General features: G+C 41.3%; 25 protein-coding genes. All 25 read left to right on the plus strand.

Annotated features, from left to right (window positions below):
* Window position 1 precedes the first annotated feature (1 nt).
* The 25 genes from rpoC to rpsE all read left to right on the plus strand — a co-directional run bounded on the left by rpoC (window position 2) and on the right by rpsE (window position 17,278).
* Window positions 2–3,595, plus strand: coding sequence for a DNA-directed RNA polymerase subunit beta' (gene rpoC / locus ACSVDJ_RS00645; RefSeq protein WP_439170777.1), 3,594 nt, complete (start codon window positions 2–4; stop codon window positions 3,593–3,595).
* A gap of 131 nt (window positions 3,596–3,726) precedes the next feature.
* The gene (locus tag ACSVDJ_RS00650; RefSeq protein ID WP_439170779.1) at window positions 3,727–3,978 is read left to right on the plus strand and encodes a 50S ribosomal protein L7ae-like protein; all 252 of its coding nucleotides are present in this window, start codon (window positions 3,727–3,729) and stop codon (window positions 3,976–3,978) included.
* A gap of 94 nt (window positions 3,979–4,072) precedes the next feature.
* Window positions 4,073–4,495 carry a 30S ribosomal protein S12 gene (gene rpsL, locus ACSVDJ_RS00655; protein WP_094833969.1) on the plus strand — a complete coding sequence of 141 codons (423 nt, stop codon included), beginning with the start codon at window positions 4,073–4,075 and terminating at the stop codon, window positions 4,493–4,495.
* 52 nt (window positions 4,496–4,547) lie between these two features.
* Window positions 4,548–5,018, plus strand: coding sequence for a 30S ribosomal protein S7 (gene rpsG / locus ACSVDJ_RS00660; RefSeq protein WP_095479276.1), 471 nt, complete (start codon window positions 4,548–4,550; stop codon window positions 5,016–5,018).
* A 51-nt stretch (window positions 5,019–5,069) separates the two neighbouring features.
* Window positions 5,070–7,148: an elongation factor G gene (fusA, locus tag ACSVDJ_RS00665; protein ID WP_439170781.1), complete on the plus strand. Its 2,079-nt coding sequence runs from the start codon at window positions 5,070–5,072 to the stop codon at window positions 7,146–7,148.
* Between the two features lie 126 nt (window positions 7,149–7,274).
* Window positions 7,275–8,462: an elongation factor Tu gene (gene tuf / locus ACSVDJ_RS00670; RefSeq protein WP_439170782.1), complete on the plus strand. Its 1,188-nt coding sequence runs from the start codon at window positions 7,275–7,277 to the stop codon at window positions 8,460–8,462.
* Window positions 8,463–8,769: 307 nt separating this feature from the next.
* Window positions 8,770–9,078, plus strand: coding sequence for a 30S ribosomal protein S10 (gene rpsJ, locus ACSVDJ_RS00675; RefSeq protein WP_025729837.1), 309 nt, complete (start codon window positions 8,770–8,772; stop codon window positions 9,076–9,078).
* 37 nt (window positions 9,079–9,115) lie between these two features.
* Window positions 9,116–9,742: a 50S ribosomal protein L3 gene (gene rplC, locus ACSVDJ_RS00680; RefSeq protein WP_439170784.1), complete on the plus strand. Its 627-nt coding sequence runs from the start codon at window positions 9,116–9,118 to the stop codon at window positions 9,740–9,742.
* 30 nt (window positions 9,743–9,772) lie between these two features.
* The gene (gene rplD / locus ACSVDJ_RS00685) at window positions 9,773–10,396 is read left to right on the plus strand and encodes a 50S ribosomal protein L4 (protein WP_439170785.1); all 624 of its coding nucleotides are present in this window, start codon (window positions 9,773–9,775) and stop codon (window positions 10,394–10,396) included.
* Window positions 10,396–10,680 carry a 50S ribosomal protein L23 gene (rplW, locus tag ACSVDJ_RS00690; protein WP_439170787.1) on the plus strand — a complete coding sequence of 95 codons (285 nt, stop codon included), beginning with the start codon at window positions 10,396–10,398 and terminating at the stop codon, window positions 10,678–10,680. The genes rplD and rplW overlap by 1 nt, the downstream gene beginning before the upstream one ends.
* Window positions 10,681–10,711: 31 nt before the next feature.
* On the plus strand, window positions 10,712–11,542 hold the full coding sequence (gene rplB, locus ACSVDJ_RS00695) for a 50S ribosomal protein L2 (RefSeq protein WP_439170789.1): 831 nt from the start codon (window positions 10,712–10,714) through the stop codon (window positions 11,540–11,542).
* Window positions 11,543–11,602: 60 nt separating this feature from the next.
* Entirely contained in the window at window positions 11,603–11,881 is a 279-nt protein-coding gene (gene rpsS, locus ACSVDJ_RS00700) for a 30S ribosomal protein S19 (RefSeq protein ID WP_094833976.1), read from the plus strand.
* Between the two features lie 18 nt (window positions 11,882–11,899).
* A complete protein-coding gene (gene rplV / locus ACSVDJ_RS00705) occupies window positions 11,900–12,241 on the plus strand; it encodes a 50S ribosomal protein L22 (protein ID WP_094833977.1) in 342 nt (113 codons plus the stop codon).
* Between the two features lie 3 nt (window positions 12,242–12,244).
* Window positions 12,245–12,901, plus strand: a complete 657-nt coding sequence (gene rpsC / locus ACSVDJ_RS00710) for a 30S ribosomal protein S3 (protein ID WP_439170791.1) — start codon at window positions 12,245–12,247, stop codon at window positions 12,899–12,901.
* 2 nt (window positions 12,902–12,903) lie between these two features.
* The gene (gene rplP, locus ACSVDJ_RS00715; protein WP_100404152.1) at window positions 12,904–13,338 is read left to right on the plus strand and encodes a 50S ribosomal protein L16; all 435 of its coding nucleotides are present in this window, start codon (window positions 12,904–12,906) and stop codon (window positions 13,336–13,338) included.
* Window positions 13,328–13,531 (plus strand): 50S ribosomal protein L29, encoded by a 204-nt coding sequence (rpmC, locus tag ACSVDJ_RS00720; protein ID WP_041101766.1) that lies wholly within the window; start codon window positions 13,328–13,330, stop codon window positions 13,529–13,531. The genes rplP and rpmC overlap by 11 nt, the downstream gene beginning before the upstream one ends.
* Window positions 13,532–13,550: 19 nt before the next feature.
* Window positions 13,551–13,814 carry a 30S ribosomal protein S17 gene (gene rpsQ, locus ACSVDJ_RS00725; RefSeq protein WP_095479271.1) on the plus strand — a complete coding sequence of 88 codons (264 nt, stop codon included), beginning with the start codon at window positions 13,551–13,553 and terminating at the stop codon, window positions 13,812–13,814.
* A gap of 46 nt (window positions 13,815–13,860) precedes the next feature.
* Entirely contained in the window at window positions 13,861–14,229 is a 369-nt protein-coding gene (rplN, locus tag ACSVDJ_RS00730; RefSeq protein WP_439170793.1) for a 50S ribosomal protein L14, read from the plus strand.
* A gap of 46 nt (window positions 14,230–14,275) precedes the next feature.
* The gene (gene rplX, locus ACSVDJ_RS00735; protein WP_439170794.1) at window positions 14,276–14,587 is read left to right on the plus strand and encodes a 50S ribosomal protein L24; all 312 of its coding nucleotides are present in this window, start codon (window positions 14,276–14,278) and stop codon (window positions 14,585–14,587) included.
* Between the two features lie 30 nt (window positions 14,588–14,617).
* Window positions 14,618–15,157, plus strand: coding sequence for a 50S ribosomal protein L5 (gene rplE, locus ACSVDJ_RS00740; protein WP_095479269.1), 540 nt, complete (start codon window positions 14,618–14,620; stop codon window positions 15,155–15,157).
* A 24-nt stretch (window positions 15,158–15,181) separates the two neighbouring features.
* Window positions 15,182–15,367, plus strand: a complete 186-nt coding sequence (gene rpsN, locus ACSVDJ_RS00745; protein WP_001085700.1) for a 30S ribosomal protein S14 — start codon at window positions 15,182–15,184, stop codon at window positions 15,365–15,367.
* A gap of 29 nt (window positions 15,368–15,396) precedes the next feature.
* On the plus strand, window positions 15,397–15,795 hold the full coding sequence (gene rpsH / locus ACSVDJ_RS00750; RefSeq protein ID WP_439170797.1) for a 30S ribosomal protein S8: 399 nt from the start codon (window positions 15,397–15,399) through the stop codon (window positions 15,793–15,795).
* Between the two features lie 30 nt (window positions 15,796–15,825).
* Window positions 15,826–16,362, plus strand: a complete 537-nt coding sequence (gene rplF / locus ACSVDJ_RS00755) for a 50S ribosomal protein L6 (protein ID WP_439170799.1) — start codon at window positions 15,826–15,828, stop codon at window positions 16,360–16,362.
* 32 nt (window positions 16,363–16,394) lie between these two features.
* Window positions 16,395–16,757, plus strand: coding sequence for a 50S ribosomal protein L18 (gene rplR, locus ACSVDJ_RS00760; RefSeq protein WP_439170801.1), 363 nt, complete (start codon window positions 16,395–16,397; stop codon window positions 16,755–16,757).
* A 20-nt stretch (window positions 16,758–16,777) separates the two neighbouring features.
* Window positions 16,778–17,278: a 30S ribosomal protein S5 gene (gene rpsE, locus ACSVDJ_RS00765; protein WP_439170802.1), complete on the plus strand. Its 501-nt coding sequence runs from the start codon at window positions 16,778–16,780 to the stop codon at window positions 17,276–17,278.
* The last annotated feature ends 4 nt before the right edge of the window (window positions 17,279–17,282 follow it).

Below are 17,282 nucleotides of genomic sequence, written 5' to 3' on the forward strand. Positions count from 1 at the left end.
CTTGCTAGATGTTAATAACTTCGAATATATGAAAATCGGCTTAGCATCACCAGATAAAATTCGATCTTGGTCTTTTGGAGAGGTCAAAAAACCAGAAACGATCAACTATCGTACATTAAAACCAGAAAAAGATGGTTTATTTTGTGAGCGTATTTTCGGACCGACAAAAGACTGGGAATGTCATTGTGGAAAATATAAAAGAGTACGTTATAAAGGCGTAGTATGTGACCGTTGTGGCGTGGAAGTGACAAAGGCAAAGGTTCGTCGTGAACGTATGGGTCACATTGAACTGGCCGCTCCAGTGTCGCATATTTGGTATTTCAAAGGAATTCCAAGCCGTATGGGACTTGTATTAGACATGTCTCCACGTTCTCTTGAAGAGGTCATTTATTTTGCTTCATACGTAGTAACAGAAGCAGGAGACACTTCATTAGAGAAGAAGCAACTGCTATCTGAAAAGGAATACCGCGCATACCGTGATAAATACGGAAGCAAATTCCAAGCAGGTATGGGAGCTGAAGCAATTAAAAAGCTTCTTGCTGACATCGATCTTGAAAAAGAAGTGGAAGCTCTTAAAGAAGAGTTAAAGAGTGCTCAAGGACAACGTCGTACAAGAGCAATTAAACGTCTTGAAGTCATTGAAGCATTCCGTCATTCGGGTAATGATCCAGACTGGATGATCTTAGATGTTCTTCCGGTAATCCCACCAGAATTACGACCAATGGTTCAATTAGATGGTGGTCGTTTTGCAACATCGGATTTAAACGACTTATATCGTCGCGTGATCAATCGTAACAATCGTTTGAAGCGTTTATTAGATTTAGGTGCGCCAAGCATCATCGTGCAAAATGAAAAGCGTATGCTTCAAGAAGCCGTTGATGCCCTAATTGACAACGGCCGTCGTGGTCGACCAGTTACAGGGCCAGGTAACCGTCCGCTTAAATCTCTTTCGCACATGTTGAAAGGGAAGCAAGGACGCTTCCGTCAAAATCTATTAGGTAAACGTGTTGACTATTCTGGCCGTTCCGTTATCGTTGTAGGTCCTAACTTGAAAATGTATCAATGTGGACTTCCGAAAGAAATGGCATTAGAACTGTTTAAACCGTTTGTGATGAAAGAGCTTGTTGAAAAAGGATTAGCTCATAATATTAAGAGTGCGAAGCGCAAAATCGAACGCGTACATCCAGAAGTATGGGATGTGCTTGAAGAAGTGATTAGAGAGCATCCGGTTCTTCTTAACCGTGCCCCAACACTTCACCGTCTAGGTATTCAAGCATTTGAACCGACGCTTGTTGAAGGGCGTGCTATCCGTCTTCATCCGCTCGTTTGTACAGCGTACAACGCGGACTTTGACGGTGACCAAATGGCCGTTCACGTACCTTTATCAGCAGAAGCTCAAGCGGAAGCTCGTATGCTTATGCTTGCTGCCCAAAACATTCTAAACCCTAAGGATGGAAAGCCAGTTGTAACTCCTTCACAGGATATGGTATTAGGTAACTATTACTTAACTCTTGAACGCGAAGGTGCAATTGGAGAGGGGATGATCTTCAAAGATACGAACGAAGCGCTAACTGCATACCAAAATGGATATGTTCATCTTCATACGCGTGTAGCAATTGCAACGTCTTCTTTAAGCAATCAAACATTTACTGATGAGCAAAGAAAAATGTTGCTAATCACGACTGTAGGGAAATTAATCTTTAATGAAATCCTTCCTGATTCCTTCCCGTATATCAATGAACCAACGGGAACAAACTTGGAAGTGAAAACACCAGAGAAATATTTCGTTCATCCAACAGTAAACGTAAAAGAACATATTCAAAAGCAAGAGCTAGTTGCTCCGTTTAAGAAGAAAATTCTTGGTAATATCATTGCTCAAGTCTTCAAGAAGTTTAAGATCACAGAAACGTCAAAAATGCTTGACCGTATGAAAGACTTAGGCTTTAAGTATTCGACTAAAGCTGGTATTACAGTCGGTGTAGCAGACATCGTTGTATTAGGTGAAAAAGAACAGATCCTTCAAGAAGCTCAAGGTAAAGTTGATAACGTTATGAAGCAATTCAGACGTGGTCTGATCACTGAAGATGAGCGTTATGATCGCGTCATCTCCATCTGGAGTGCGGCGAAAGATATCATCCAAGGTAAGTTAATGGCTTCCCTAGATAAACGCAACCCGATCTTCATGATGAGTGACTCTGGAGCCCGTGGTAACGCATCTAACTTTACGCAGCTTGCTGGTATGCGTGGTTTGATGGCCAACCCGGCTGGTCGAATCATTGAGTTACCAATCAAATCAAGTTTCCGTGAAGGTTTAACCGTATTAGAGTACTTTATCTCGACACACGGTGCGCGTAAAGGTCTTGCCGATACCGCTCTGAAAACTGCTGACTCAGGTTACTTAACTCGACGTCTAGTAGACGTAGCTCAAGATGTAATCGTTCGTGAAGACGATTGCGGAACAGATCGTGGTCTGCTAATCGGCTCAATTAAAGATGGTACAGAAGTGATCGAACCGCTAGAAGAACGTTTAATCGGTCGTTATGCTAGAAAAACGATTAAACACCCTGAAACAGGCGTTGTTCTTGTACAGGAAAATGAGCTAATCGACGAGGATTTAGCTAAAGTGATCGTTGATTCGGGTCTTGAGGAAGTATGGATTCGTTCAGCCTTTACTTGTAATACTCGTCATGGCGTATGTAAAAAATGTTACGGCCGTAACTTGGCAACTGGTCAACAGGTGGAAGTGGGAGAAGCAGTTGGTATTATCGCTGCCCAATCTATCGGTGAGCCAGGTACACAGCTTACGATGCGTACGTTCCATACAGGTGGGGTAGCCGGAGACGATATCACTCAAGGTTTACCGCGTATCCAAGAGTTGTTTGAAGCGCGTAACCCGAAAGGTCAAGCGGTCATTTCTGAAATTGATGGAGCTGTAACAGCAATCAATGAAGGTCGCGATCGCCAACAAGAAATCGTCTTGCAAGGTCAAGTAGAAACGCGCACATACACAGTGCCGTATACTGCTCGCTTAAAAGTAGCTGTGAACGACGAGGTTGTTCGTGGACAGGAATTAACAGAAGGGTCGATCGATCCGAAAGAATACTTGAAGATCACGGATGTTTCCTCAGTTCAAGAATACTTATTGCGTGAAGTACAAAAAGTATACCGTATGCAAGGGGTAGAAATCGGCGATAAACACATCGAAGTAATGGTACGCCAAATGCTTCGTAAAGTCCGTGTCATCGATGCAGGTGAAACAGATGTATTACCTGGAAGCCTTCTTGACGTACACCAATTCAGAGATGCGAACGAAAAAGCATTGCTTGAAGGTCGTATGCCAGCAACGGGAAGACCAGTTCTTCTTGGTATTACGAAAGCGTCGCTTGAAACAGACTCGTTCTTATCTGCTGCATCATTCCAAGAAACAACTCGTGTATTAACGGATGCCGCTATTAAAGGGAAACGTGATGAGTTGCTTGGTTTGAAAGAGAATGTTATTATCGGTAAGCTTGTTCCAGCTGGAACAGGTATGCAAAGATACCGCAGATCTGAACCTGTATTAACACAAACTGAAGAATCAGTGACTGTAGAATAAATAATTGTATCGGAGTCGATAAAATATTGACTCCGATACAATATTTCACTTTCAGTGTTGACATTTAAAAGTGTCGATGATAAGATAATCAAGGTGCTCCTATGAACCTTGTTACTTTGGAGGATGTTCGTATGTCTTATGAAAAAGTAGCAAAGGCGAAAAGCCTTAAAATAGGAACGAAACAAACAGTGAAGGCACTTGAAAGAGACAAAGCACAAGAAGTAGTTCTCGCTGCCGATGCAAACCTAACTATTACTCGTGTAATAGTTGAACTTGCGAATGAAAAAGCAGTGCCTATTACTTATGTTGATTCCATGCAAAAGCTTGGAAGAACATGTGGAATTGATGTCAAGGCAGTTGCTGTTGCTATTATTAGTGAATAATGTTTTTGCAGAGTACTGCAAAAGCTTTGTTTTTAACTTAAAATGAGCCACCTGGATGTGTGGGCTTAAGAAAAAAGGAAGGGAGGATATTTACATGCCTACTATTAATCAGTTAGTGCGTAAACCTCGTAAATCAAAATCTACTACTTCTAAATCACCAGCACTTAACAAAGGATACAACAGCTTCAAGAAAGCTCAAACAGATGTATCTTCACCACAAAAACGTGGAGTTTGTACACGTGTTGGTACAATGACACCGAAGAAACCGAACTCAGCTTTACGTAAGTATGCCCGTGTTCGTTTAAGCAACGGTATCGAAGTAACTGCTTATATTCCTGGTATCGGTCACAACCTACAAGAGCACAGTGTTGTTCTTATTCGTGGCGGACGTGTGAAGGATTTACCAGGGGTACGTTATCATATTGTACGTGGTGCGCTTGATACTGCGGGTGTTGAAACTCGTCGTCAAGGTCGTTCTAAGTACGGTACGAAGCGTCCAAAACCAGCTAAAAACTAATTACAAAATAAATGAACTAAATTAAAGCAACCTTTTGAAAGGAGGAAAACAAATGCCACGTAAAGGTCCTGTAGCGAAAAGAGACGTACTTCCAGATCCAATGTACAACTCTAAGCTAGTTACTCGTCTTATCAACAAAATGATGGTAGACGGTAAAAGAGGTAAATCACAAGCAATTCTTTACGCATCATTTGATCTTATTCGCGAACGTACGGGTAAAGACCCTATGGAAGTATTCGATCAAGCAATTAAAAACATCATGCCAGTATTAGAGGTTAGAGCACGCCGTGTAGGTGGAGCTAACTACCAAGTTCCAGTTGAGGTTCGCCCTGAGCGCCGTACAACTCTTGGTCTTCGCTGGTTAGTAAACTATTCTCGCCTTCGTGGAGAGAAAACAATGGAAGAACGCCTTGCTGCTGAAATTCTAGATGCAGCTAACAACACAGGTGCTTCTGTTAAGAAACGTGAAGACACTCACAAAATGGCGGAAGCAAACAAAGCGTTTGCTCACTATCGCTGGTAAGATTAAATTTATTATAAAAAACAACCCAATTAAGGAAGGAGAAAGACACCCATGGCAAGAGAGTTCTCCTTGGAAAACACTCGAAATATCGGTATCATGGCTCACATCGATGCCGGTAAGACAACAACAACCGAGCGTATTCTTTATTACACAGGCCGTATCCATAAAATTGGTGAGACTCACGAAGGTGCTTCTCAAATGGACTGGATGGAGCAAGAACAAGAACGTGGTATCACGATCACTTCCGCTGCAACAACTGCACAATGGGATGGTCACCGCGTAAACATCATCGATACACCAGGACACGTAGACTTCACTGTTGAAGTTGAACGTTCTCTTCGTGTACTTGATGGTGCAGTAACTGTACTAGATGCTCAATCTGGTGTTGAGCCTCAAACAGAAACTGTTTGGCGTCAAGCTACAACTTACGGAGTTCCTCGTATCGTATTCGTTAACAAAATGGATAAAATCGGTGCGGACTTCTTATACTCTGTAGGAACAATTCACAATCGTTTGATGGCAAATGCTCATCCGATCCAATTACCAATTGGTGCAGAAGATGAGTTCCGTGGCATCATCGATTTAATTGAAATGCAAGCAACTTTCTACGGTAACGACCTTGGAACTGATGTTCAAGTAGGTGAAATTCCTGCTGAGTATCAAGATCAAGCAGACGAGTACCGTGAAAAGTTAATTGAAGCAGTTGCTGAATTAGATGAAGACTTAATGGAGAAATACCTTGGTGGAGAAGAGCTTACGAAAGAAGAAATCAAAGCTGCGATCCGTAAAGGTACAACTAATGTTGAATTCTTCCCTGTTCTATGCGGAACTGCATTCAAAAACAAAGGTGTACAATTAATGCTAGACGCAGTAATTGATTACCTTCCAGCTCCAACTGACGTACCAGCAATTAAAGGTACATTACCAGATAGCGATGAAGAAGTAGAGCGTCCTTCAACTGACGATGCACCATTCTCAGCGCTAGCGTTCAAAGTTATGACTGACCCTTATGTTGGTAAGTTAACTTTCTTCCGCGTATACTCTGGTATCCTTAATTCTGGATCATACGTTCAAAACTCAACTAAAGGTAAGCGTGAGCGTGTAGGTCGTATCCTTCAAATGCATGCGAACTCACGTGAAGAAATCTCTGAAGTACATGCTGGAGATATCGCTGCTGCAGTTGGTTTGAAAGATACAACTACTGGTGATACATTATGTGACGAGAAAAATCTTGTTATCCTAGAATCAATGGAATTCCCTGAACCGGTAATTTCATTATCTGTGGAACCAAAATCAAAAGCTGATTCAGCTAAAATGTCTACAGCTTTACAAAAGCTTCAAGAAGAGGATCCTACTTTCCGTGCTGAAACTAACCAGGAAACTGGACAGGTTATCATCTCTGGAATGGGTGAGCTTCACCTTGATATCCTTGTTGACCGTATGCGTCGCGAGTTCAAAGTAGAAGCGAACGTTGGTGCTCCTCAAGTTGCTTACCGTGAAACTTTCCGTGGATCTGCTCAAGTTGAGGGTAAATTTGCTCGCCAATCTGGTGGACGCGGACAATTCGGCCACGTTTGGATTGAATTCTCTCCAAACGAAGAAGGCGCGGGCTTCGAATTCGAAAACGGAATCGTAGGTGGGGTTGTTCCACGTGAATACATCCCTGCAGTCCAAGCTGGTCTTGAAGATGCATTACAAAACGGTATTCTAGCTGGTTACCCACTTGTTGACATCAAAGCAAGATTATTTGATGGTTCATACCATGATGTTGACTCCAGTGAAATGGCGTTTAAAATTGCTGCATCTATGGCCCTAAAAAATGCTGCTTCTAAATGTAACCCAGTTCTACTTGAACCAATGATGAAAGTAGAAGTTGTTATTCCAGATGAATATCTTGGAGACATCATGGGTGATGTTACTTCTCGTCGTGGTCGTGTAGAAGGTATGGAAGCTCGCGGAAACGCTCAAGTAGTTAAAGCGTTCGTTCCTCTTTCTGAAATGTTTGGTTACGCAACTTCATTGCGCTCTAACACACAAGGTCGTGGAACATACTCTATGCACTTTGATCACTATGAAGAAGTACCAAAATCAGTTTCTGAAGAAATTATTAAAAAAACTAAAGGCGAATAATTGATTTATACTTCCTAATAAAGTATAAATACTATTGTAAGCTTTGGTACCTTTGAAGGTAGAAGCCTTTCTACCTTCGAAGCCAATATATACTTAAACTTTTATAACTCAAAGGAGGATTTCCTAATGGCTAAGGAAAAATTCGACCGTTCGAAAACACATGCGAATATCGGTACAATTGGTCACGTTGACCATGGTAAAACAACTTTAACAGCAGCAATCACTACTGTTCTTGCAAAAGCAGGTGGCAGTGAAGCACGCGGCTATGATCAAATCGACAACGCTCCAGAAGAGCGTGAGCGTGGTATTACAATCAACACTTCTCACGTTGAGTATGAAACTGAAACACGTCACTATGCACACGTTGACTGCCCAGGACATGCTGACTACGTTAAAAACATGATCACTGGAGCTGCTCAAATGGACGGCGGTATCTTAGTAGTATCTGCTGCTGATGGTCCAATGCCACAAACTCGTGAGCACATCCTTCTTTCTCGTAACGTAGGTGTTCCATACCTAGTTGTATTCTTAAACAAATGTGACATGGTAGACGACGAAGAGCTTCTTGAACTAGTAGAAATGGAAGTTCGTGACCTACTTTCTGAGTACGATTTCCCTGGTGATGATGTACCAGTAATCAAAGGTTCTGCTCTTAAAGCTCTTGAAGGCGAAGCTGAGTGGGAAGAAAGAATCCTTGAGCTTATGGCTGCAGTTGATGAATACGTTCCAACTCCAGAGCGTGACACTGACAAACCATTCATGATGCCAGTTGAGGATGTATTCTCAATCACTGGTCGTGGTACAGTTGCTACAGGACGTGTTGAGCGTGGACAAGTTAAAGTCGGTGACGAAATTGAAATCATCGGTATCACTGAAGAAGCTAAGAAAACAACTGTTACTGGTGTAGAAATGTTCCGTAAGCTTCTTGACTATGCTGAAGCTGGAGATAACATTGGAGCTCTTCTTCGTGGTGTAGCACGTGAAGACATCCAACGTGGACAAGTACTTGCTAAGCCAGGTTCAATCACTCCACACACTAAGTTCAAAGCAGAAGTTTACGTATTATCTAAAGAAGAGGGTGGACGTCACACTCCATTCTTCACTAACTACCGCCCTCAGTTCTACTTCCGTACAACGGATGTAACTGGTGTAGTTAACTTACCAGAAGGCGTAGAAATGGTTATGCCTGGAGACAACATTGAAATGTCAGTTGAACTTATCGCTCCAATCGCGATCGAAGAAGGAACTCGTTTCTCAATTCGTGAAGGTGGACGTACAGTAGGTTCTGGTGTTGTATCTACAATCGAAAAATAATCGAATGATTAAATAGCAGGCGGACTCTCCGTCTGCTATTTTTTTGCTCAATAAAATCAATTCGTTTTATTCCATAGTTGAAATGAAAGATAGATCTATGTATAATAATAAAAGTGCGTTGTTGAAGAAAGTTTTAAAAAATAGTTGCACATAGATCAATAACCATGTATAATTAACAATGTTGGTTTTTGACAGCGATGATGTGGAAGGTTGCTGACACACCCGGCCGCTTTGCCATGGCGCGTGTCGTTAGGATATTTCCGCGGAGAATGTCTATTATCAAATAGGCGATAAAGGAGGGAAAATAATGGCAAAACAAAAAATTCGCATTCGTTTAAAAGCATATGATCATAGAATTCTTGATCAATCAGCAGAGAAGATCGTTGAAACAGCAAAACGTTCTGGTGCAAGTGTATCGGGTCCAATCCCATTGCCAACTGAAAAGTCTGTTTACACTATCTTACGTGCGGTTCATAAGTACAAAGATTCTCGTGAGCAGTTCGAAATGCGCACACATAAGCGCTTAATCGACATTGTGAATCCAACTCCACAAACAGTTGATTCATTAATGCGTTTAGATTTACCATCAGGCGTTGACATTGAAATTAAACTTTAATTTATATAAACTTTAACAATTTTAGGAGGTGTGACTCATGACCAAAGGAATCTTAGGAAGAAAAATCGGTATGACACAAGTGTTTGCAGAAAACGGTGATTTAATCCCTGTAACTGTAATTGAAGCAGCAGCAAACGTTGTGCTACAAAAGAAAACAATCGAAAGCGATGGCTACGAAGCAGTTCAGTTAGGTTTTGACGATAAGCGCGAAAAGCTTGCGAACAAACCAGCTAAAGGTCACGTTGCAAAAGCAAACACTGCACCTAAGCGCTTCATTCGTGAGTTCCGTAACTTCGGTGAGGAACTAGAGGTTGGTCAAGAAGTCAAAGTAGATATTTTCGCTGAGGGAGATATCATTGACGTAACAGGAGTATCGAAAGGTAAAGGTTTCCAAGGTGCAATTAAGCGCCACGGACAAAGCCGCGGACCAATGACTCACGGTTCACGTTACCACCGTCGCCCAGGTTCAATGGGTCCTGTAGCGCCTAACCGCGTATTCAAAAATAAATTACTTCCTGGTCGTATGGGTGGAGAGCAAATCACTATCCAAAACCTACAAGTAGTGAAAATTGATGCGGAGCGCAACGTTATTCTAGTTAAAGGTAATGTACCTGGACCTAGAAAATCATTAGTAAAAATCCAAAGCGCTGTAAAAGCGAAATAATATAATTTTCCGAGAAAGGAGGAAACAAGAATGCCAAAAGTTACATTATTAAACCAAAGCGGAGCACAAGTTGGAGAAATCGAACTTAACGCATCTGTATTTGGTGTTGAACCTAACGAACATGTTGTGTTTGAAGCATTAATGATGCAAAGAGCTTCATTACGTCAAGGAACACACAAAGTAAAAACACGCTCTGAAGTACGTGGCGGTGGTCGTAAACCATGGCGCCAAAAAGGTACTGGACGCGCACGTCAAGGATCTATCAGATCTCCACAATGGCGCGGTGGTGGTACTGTATTTGGACCGGTTCCACGCAGCTACAGCTACAAATTACCTAAAAAAGTACGTCGCTTAGCGATCAAATCTGCTTTATCTTCAAAAGTAGCAGAACAAAACATTCTAGTATTAGAAGCTTTAGCTTTAGAAGCTCCTAAAACAAAAGAATTCGCAAGCGTTCTTAAAAATCTTTCTGTAGACACGAAAGCATTGATCGTAACAGAAAGCTTAAACGAAAATGTTGCTTTATCAGCTCGTAACATTCCTGGTGTAACAGTTGTAGAAGCAAAAGGCATTAGTGTTTTAGATCTAGTTGGTCATGATAAGTTAATTATGACTAAAGCAGCGGTTGAAAAAGTAGAGGAGGTGCTTGCATAATGGAAGCTCGCGATATCATTAAGCGCCCCGTTATTACTGAACACTCAACTGAAATTATGGTTGAAAAAAAATATACATTCGAAGTTGATGTAAGAGCAAACAAAACACAAGTTAAAGATGCTATCGAAGAGATCTTTGGTGTGAAAGTTGCTAAAGTCAATATCATGAACTACAAAGGTAAGTTCAAACGAATGGGTCGTTATGCAGGTTATACGAACAAACGCCGTAAAGCGGTTGTTACATTAACTCAAGACAGCAAAGAAATCGAACTTTTTGAAGTATAATTAAAAAATATTAGAAGAGGAGGGAAAAGACATGGCGATTAAAAAGTATAAACCAACCACAAATGGTCGTCGCGGCATGACAGTATCTGATTTTGCTGAGATTACAACAAGCACTCCAGAAAAGTCATTATTAGCGCCTATTAAAAGAAAAGGCGGTCGTAACAACCAAGGTAGAACTACTGTTCGTCATCAAGGTGGCGGCCATAAGCGTCAATACCGTATTATCGATTTCAAACGCGATAAAGATGGTATACCAGGACGCGTTGCCACAATCGAGTATGATCCAAACCGTTCAGCAAACATTGCGTTAATCAACTATGTAGACGGTGAAAAACGTTATATCTTAGCACCGAAAAACCTTAAAGTTGGAATGGAAGTAATGTCTGGCCCAGAAGCTGACATTAAAGTAGGAAACGCTCTTCCTTTAGTTAACATTCCTGTAGGTACGGTTATTCACAATATTGAATTAAAACCTGGAAAAGGCGGACAATTAGTTCGTTCTGCTGGTACTTCTGCACAAGTATTAGGTAAAGAAGGTAAATACGTTCTTGTACGTTTAACTTCTGGAGAAGTTCGTATGATTCTTGCTACTTGCCGTGCTTCTATCGGTCAAGTTGGTAATGAGCAACACGAATTAATCAATATTGGTAAAGCAGGTCGTTCTCGCTGGTTAGGTAAAAAACCTACTGTTCGCGGATCTGTTATGAACCCTAATGACCATCCACACGGTGGTGGTGAAGGACGTACACCAATCGGACGTAAATCACCTGTTACACCATGGGGTAAACCAACTCTTGGTTACAAAACTCGTAAGAAAACAAACAAAAGCGATAAATTCATCGTTCGTCGCCGTAAAAAATAACGTAATTGAACTACGGTTCCCTTGTCGAACCGTAGACCAGTTACGAAGGGAGGTACTACTATGGGCCGCAGCTTGAAAAAAGGACCTTTTGTTGATGATCATTTATTTAACAAGATCGAAAAGTTAAACGAAACTGATAAGAAACAAGTTGTGAAAACTTGGTCTCGTCGTTCAACAATCTTCCCAGCTTTCATCGGTCACACAATCGCTGTGTATGATGGTCGCAAACACGTTCCTGTATTTGTAACGGAAGATATGGTTGGACATAAACTTGGTGAATTCGCACCAACTCGTATGTACAAAGGTCACGCTAGTGACGATAAGAAAACAAGACGCTAATGAGAGGAGGGTATCCTAATGGAAGCAAAAGCTGTCGTAAGAACAGTTCGTATTGCTCCTCGTAAAGCACGCTTAGTGATTGACTTGATTCGAGGAAAGCAAGTAGGAGAGGCTGTAGCTATTTTGCGTCACACGCCAAAAGTTGCATCTCCTGTCATTGAAAAATTATTGAAATCTGCTGTTGCTAATGCAGAGCATAACTATGATATGGATATTAACAACCTTGTTGTAAAACAAGCATTTGTTGATGAAGGTCCAACTTTAAAACGTTTCCGTCCACGTGCTATGGGACGCGCAAGCCAAATTAACAAACGCACTAGCCACATCACAATCGTGGTATCAGAAAAGAAGGAGGGATAAATCGTGGGTCAAAAAGTACATCCTAATGGTTTACGTGTTGGTGTCATTCGTGACTGGGATTCAAAATGGTACGCTGAAAAAGATTATGCAGATCTTTTACATGAAGACCTTAAAGTACGCGGATACATCGAAGAGCGCTTAAAAGACGCTTCTGTATCTCGTGTAGAAATCGAACGTGCTGCTAACCGCATCAACATTACAGTTCATACAGCTAAGCCTGGTATGGTTATCGGTAAAGGTGGTTCAGAGGTTGAAGCGCTTCGTAAAGCTCTAAACCAATTAACTAGCAAACGTGTTCACATTAACATCGTTGAAATTAAGAGAGCAGATTTAGATGCTAAATTAGTAGCAGAAAACATTGCTCGTCAATTAGAAAATCGTGTATCTTTCCGTCGTGCGCAAAAACAAGCGATCCAACGTACTATTCGTTCTGGAGCGAAAGGAATTAAAACACAAGTTTCTGGACGTCTTGGCGGAGCAGACATCGCTCGTGCTGAACATTATAGTGAAGGAACAGTTCCACTTCATACACTTCGTGCGGACATCGACTATGCTCATGTTGAAGCTGACACTACTTATGGTAAGCTTGGTGTGAAAGTATGGATTTATCGTGGAGAGGTCCTTCCTACAAAGAAGAAGTCTGAGGAAGGAGGAAAATAATTATGTTATTGCCTAAACGCGTTAAACATCGTCGTGTTCACCGTGGTAAAATGCGCGGTCAAGCAAAAGGCGGTACTGAAGTAGCATTTGGTGAATTCGGTCTACAAGCTACAGAAGCTTCTTGGATCACGAACCGTCAAATCGAATCAGCTCGTATTGCTATGACTCGTTATATGAAACGTGGCGGTAAAGTATGGATCAAAATTTTCCCACATAAGCCTTACACAGCTAAGCCTCTAGAGGTACGTATGGGTTCCGGTAAAGGTGCTCCTGAAGGATGGGTAGCTGTAGTTAAACCAGGAAAAATTATGTTTGAAATTGCTGGTGTATCAGAAGAGGTAGCTCGTGAAGCACTTCGTCTTGCAGCGCACAAACTTCCTGTAAAATGTAAGTTTGTAAAACGAGAAGAAATTGGTGGTGAATCAAATGAAGGCTAATGAAATTATTGAATTAACCACTGCCGAAATTGAACAAAAACTTAAGTCTTTAAAAGAAGAGCTTTTCAACCTTCGCTTCCAATTAGCGACTGGACAACTTGAAAATACTGCTCGTATTCGTGAAGTACGTAAAGCGATCGCTCGAATGAAAACAGTCATTCGTCAAAGAGAGATCGATGTTAACAATCGATAATTGAGAGGAGGTTTGCATTATGAGTGAACGTAACCAACGTAAAGTTTATACTGGACGTGTTGTGTCTGACAAAATGGATAAGACAGTTACAGTCATGGTAGAAACTTACAAAAAGCACTCACTTTACGGCAAACGCGTTAAGTACTCTAAAAAATTCAAAGCTCATGATGAGTTGAATGAAGCAAAAATCGGCGATGTAGTTCGTATCATGGAAACTCGCCCACTTTCTGCTACAAAACGCTTCCGTCTTGTTGAAGTCGTTGAAAAAGCAGTTATTATCTAATATATAATTGTTCGGATAGATGCTAATCCGAAAGGAGGTAACATAAATGATCCAACAAGAATCTCGTTTAAAAGTAGCTGACAACTCAGGTGCACGTGAAGTATTAACGATCAAAGTTCTTGGAGGCTCTGGCCGTAAAACTGCGAACATTGGAGACGTTATCGTCTGCACAGTAAAACAAGCAACACCAGGTGGCGTTGTCAAAAAAGGTGATGTTGTTAAAGCTGTAATCGTTCGTACTAAACGTGGAATGCGTCGTAACGACGGATCTTACATCCGCTTCGACGAAAATGCTTGTGTTATCATTAAAGATGACAAAGGCCCACGCGGAACTCGTATCTTCGGACCAGTTGCACGCGAATTACGTGACAACAACTTTATGAAAATCGTTTCTCTTGCTCCAGAAGTAATCTAATGAAAATAAATTTTATCAACTTGGTCATTCAAGGAGGTGCGATAAAATGAATGTAAAAAAAGGCGATAAAGTCATGGTTATCACGGGTAAAGATAAAGGAAAAACTGGCATCGTGCTTGCGGCGTTTCCTAAAAAAGACCGTGTACTTGTAGAAGGTGTAAACATCGTAAAGAAACACTCAAAACCTTCACAAGTAAATCCGCAAGGCGGAATTATTAGCCAAGAGGCACCTATTCACGTTTCTAACGTAATGCTTTTAGACCCTAAAACTAACGAACCTACTCGTGTAGGATTCACAACGGTTGATGGTAAAAAAGTAAGAGTAGCAAAAAAATCTGGTGAAACTTTAGATAAATAATAAGTTAGTTAATGAAGGGAGGTACACTATATGAACCGCCTTAAAGCAAAGTATATTGAAGAAATTACACCTGCTTTAATGAACAAATTCAATTACGACTCTGTAATGCAAGTACCAAAAGTTGAAAAAATCGTAGTTAACATGGGGATTGGTGACGCAGTTCAAAACGCAAAAGCTCTTGATGTAGCTGTTGAAGAACTTGCTTTAATCACTGGTCAAAAACCACTAGTAACTCGTGCGAAAAACTCTATCGCTGGCTTCCGTCTTCGTGAAGGTATGCCGATCGGAGCGAAAGTTACATTACGCGGAGAGCGCATGTACGAATTCCTAGATAAATTAATCTCTGTATCACTTCCACGTGTACGTGACTTCCGTGGTATCTCAAAGAAATCTTTTGACGGACGCGGTAACTACACACTTGGTGTGAAGGAGCAATTGATCTTCCCTGAGATTGATTACGATAAAGTAAGCAAAGTACGCGGTATGGATATCGTAATTGTTACGACTGCAAAAAGCGATGAAGAATCTCGCGAATTGTTAACTCAAATTGGAATGCCGTTCCAAAAGTAATCGCTATAAAAGGGAGGCGAAAACGTGGCTAAAAAATCAATGATTGCGAAACAAAAACGCACTCCAAAGTTTAAAGTACAAGAGTATACACGCTGCGAGCGTTGTGGACGTCCACACTCTGTATATCGTAAATTTAAGCTTTGCCGTATTTGTTTCCGTGAACTTGCATATAAAGGACAAATTCCTGGTGTTAAAAAAGCTAGCTGGTAATACCACGACTTGGGAAGGAGGTAAATAATATGGTTATGACAGATCCGATTGCAGATTTGCTAACTCGCATCCGTAATGCGAACATGGTGCGTCACGAGAAGTTAGAAGTACCTGCTTCTAACATCAAAAAAGAAATCGCTGAAATTCTTAAACGTGAAGGTTTTGTACGTGATGTAGAATTCATCGAAGACAACAAACAAGGCATGATCCGTATCTTCTTGAAATACGGTGCCAACAACGAGCGTGTTATCACTGGTTTAAAACGTATCAGTAAACCTGGTTTACGTGTATACGCGAAAGCTAACGAGGTACCAAGAGTACTTAACGGTTTAGGTATCGCTCTTGTTTCAACATCTAACGGTGTATTAACTGATAAAGAAGCTCGCGCTAAACAAGTGGGCGGAGAAGTATTAGCATACGTTTGGTAATATTTTTGTAATGAATGGAGGTGCAACAGAATGTCTCGCGTAGGAAAAAAACCAATCGAGCTACCAGAAGGCGTAACAGTAACTAATGATAACAATACTGTAACTGTTAAAGGTCCTAAAGGTGAGCTTACTCGTACGTTTCATAAAGATATGAAGATCGAAATCGAAGGCAATGTAATTAACATTACACGCCCTTCTGAGTCAAAAGAGCACCGTACAAACCACGGTACAACACGTGCATTGTTAGCGAACATGGTTGAAGGTGTATCTAAAGGATTCGAAAAAGCACTTGAATTAATCGGTGTCGGGTACCGTGCGCAAAAACAAGGTAACAAGCTTGTTCTTAACGTAGGTTACTCTCATCCAGTTGAAATGGAACCAGAAGCAGGCGTAGAAGTTGAAGTTCCTGCCAACACGAAAGTAATCGTAAAAGGTGTGAGCAAAGAGCGCGTTGGTGCGTTTGCAGCTAACATCCGCGACGTTCGTCCGCCAGAGCCTTATAAAGGTAAAGGTATTCGCTACGAAGGTGAATATGTACGTCGTAAAGAAGGTAAAACAGGTAAATAATGTCGCTTAGGTAAAGGAAAGGAGTGACCACGATGATTACTAAGCCAGATAAAAATAAAACACGTAAAAAGAGACACGCTCGTGTACGTGCGAAAATCAACGGTACAGAGTCTCGTCCACGTTTAAATATTTTCCGTTCAAACAAACATCTTTACGCTCAAGTGATTGATGACATGAACGGTGTAACTCTTGCTAGCGCTTCTACAATCGAAAAAGATTTCGGTTTAGAAACTACAAGCAACGCTGAAGCTGCTGCTAAAGTTGGCGAATTAGTTGCGAAAAGAGCAAGTGAAAAAGGCGTTAAATCCGTAGTATTCGACCGCGGAGGATACCTATATCACGGACGCGTGAAAGCTTTAGCTGACGCTGCTCGTGAAAATGGATTAGAATTCTAATAAAAAGGAGGGACACATTAATGCGTCGCATTGATCCAAATAAACTTGAACTTGAAGAACGCGTAGTTACGGTCAATCGTGTTGCGAAAGTAGTAAAGGGTGGTCGTCGTTTCCGCTTTACTGCACTAGTTGTTGTCGGTGACAAGAACGGACACGTTGGCTTTGGAACTGGTAAAGCACAAGAAGTTCCAGATGCTATCCGTAAAGCTGTTGAAGATGCAAAGAAAAACCTTGTAACTGTTCCTATGGTTGGAACAACTTTACCACATGAAGTAATCGGTCGCTTCGGTGCTGGTGAAATTCTCCTAAAACCTGCTTCTGAAGGTACTGGAGTAATCGCTGGTGGACCTGTTCGTGCGGTACTTGAGCTTGGTGGAGTTGGAGATATCCTTTCTAAATCTTTAGGATCTAATACGCCAATCAACATGGTACGTGCTACAATCGACGGAATTAAGCAATTGAAGCGTGCAGAAGACGTTGCTAAATTACGTGGAAAATCAGTAGAAGAACTGTTAGGATAAGGAG

Source organism: Bacillus sp. Hm123 (assembly GCF_051842975.2).
Taxonomy (GTDB): domain Bacteria; phylum Bacillota; class Bacilli; order Bacillales; family Domibacillaceae; genus Bacillus_CE.

Coding starts and splice junctions, on each gene's coding strand:
- rplE (WP_095479269.1), top strand. CDS start 14,618: ATGAACCGCCTTAAAGCAAAGTATATTGAAGAAATTACACCTGCTTTA.
- tuf (WP_439170782.1), top strand. CDS start 7,275: ATGGCTAAGGAAAAATTCGACCGTTCGAAAACACATGCGAATATCGGT.
- rplR (WP_439170801.1), top strand. CDS start 16,395: ATGATTACTAAGCCAGATAAAAATAAAACACGTAAAAAGAGACACGCT.
- rplW (WP_439170787.1), top strand. CDS start 10,396: ATGGAAGCTCGCGATATCATTAAGCGCCCCGTTATTACTGAACACTCA.
- rplV (WP_094833977.1), top strand. CDS start 11,900: ATGGAAGCAAAAGCTGTCGTAAGAACAGTTCGTATTGCTCCTCGTAAA.
- rpsJ (WP_025729837.1), top strand. CDS start 8,770: ATGGCAAAACAAAAAATTCGCATTCGTTTAAAAGCATATGATCATAGA.
- rplF (WP_439170799.1), top strand. CDS start 15,826: ATGTCTCGCGTAGGAAAAAAACCAATCGAGCTACCAGAAGGCGTAACA.
- rplD (WP_439170785.1), top strand. CDS start 9,773: ATGCCAAAAGTTACATTATTAAACCAAAGCGGAGCACAAGTTGGAGAA.
- rplC (WP_439170784.1), top strand. CDS start 9,116: ATGACCAAAGGAATCTTAGGAAGAAAAATCGGTATGACACAAGTGTTT.
- rpsS (WP_094833976.1), top strand. CDS start 11,603: ATGGGCCGCAGCTTGAAAAAAGGACCTTTTGTTGATGATCATTTATTT.
- rplN (WP_439170793.1), top strand. CDS start 13,861: ATGATCCAACAAGAATCTCGTTTAAAAGTAGCTGACAACTCAGGTGCA.
- rpsH (WP_439170797.1), top strand. CDS start 15,397: ATGGTTATGACAGATCCGATTGCAGATTTGCTAACTCGCATCCGTAAT.
- rpsL (WP_094833969.1), top strand. CDS start 4,073: ATGCCTACTATTAATCAGTTAGTGCGTAAACCTCGTAAATCAAAATCT.
- rpmC (WP_041101766.1), top strand. CDS start 13,328: ATGAAGGCTAATGAAATTATTGAATTAACCACTGCCGAAATTGAACAA.
- rpsE (WP_439170802.1), top strand. CDS start 16,778: ATGCGTCGCATTGATCCAAATAAACTTGAACTTGAAGAACGCGTAGTT.
- fusA (WP_439170781.1), top strand. CDS start 5,070: ATGGCAAGAGAGTTCTCCTTGGAAAACACTCGAAATATCGGTATCATG.
- rpsQ (WP_095479271.1), top strand. CDS start 13,551: ATGAGTGAACGTAACCAACGTAAAGTTTATACTGGACGTGTTGTGTCT.
- rplB (WP_439170789.1), top strand. CDS start 10,712: ATGGCGATTAAAAAGTATAAACCAACCACAAATGGTCGTCGCGGCATG.
- ACSVDJ_RS00650 (WP_439170779.1), top strand. CDS start 3,727: ATGTCTTATGAAAAAGTAGCAAAGGCGAAAAGCCTTAAAATAGGAACG.
- rplP (WP_100404152.1), top strand. CDS start 12,904: ATGTTATTGCCTAAACGCGTTAAACATCGTCGTGTTCACCGTGGTAAA.
- rpsG (WP_095479276.1), top strand. CDS start 4,548: ATGCCACGTAAAGGTCCTGTAGCGAAAAGAGACGTACTTCCAGATCCA.
- rplX (WP_439170794.1), top strand. CDS start 14,276: ATGAATGTAAAAAAAGGCGATAAAGTCATGGTTATCACGGGTAAAGAT.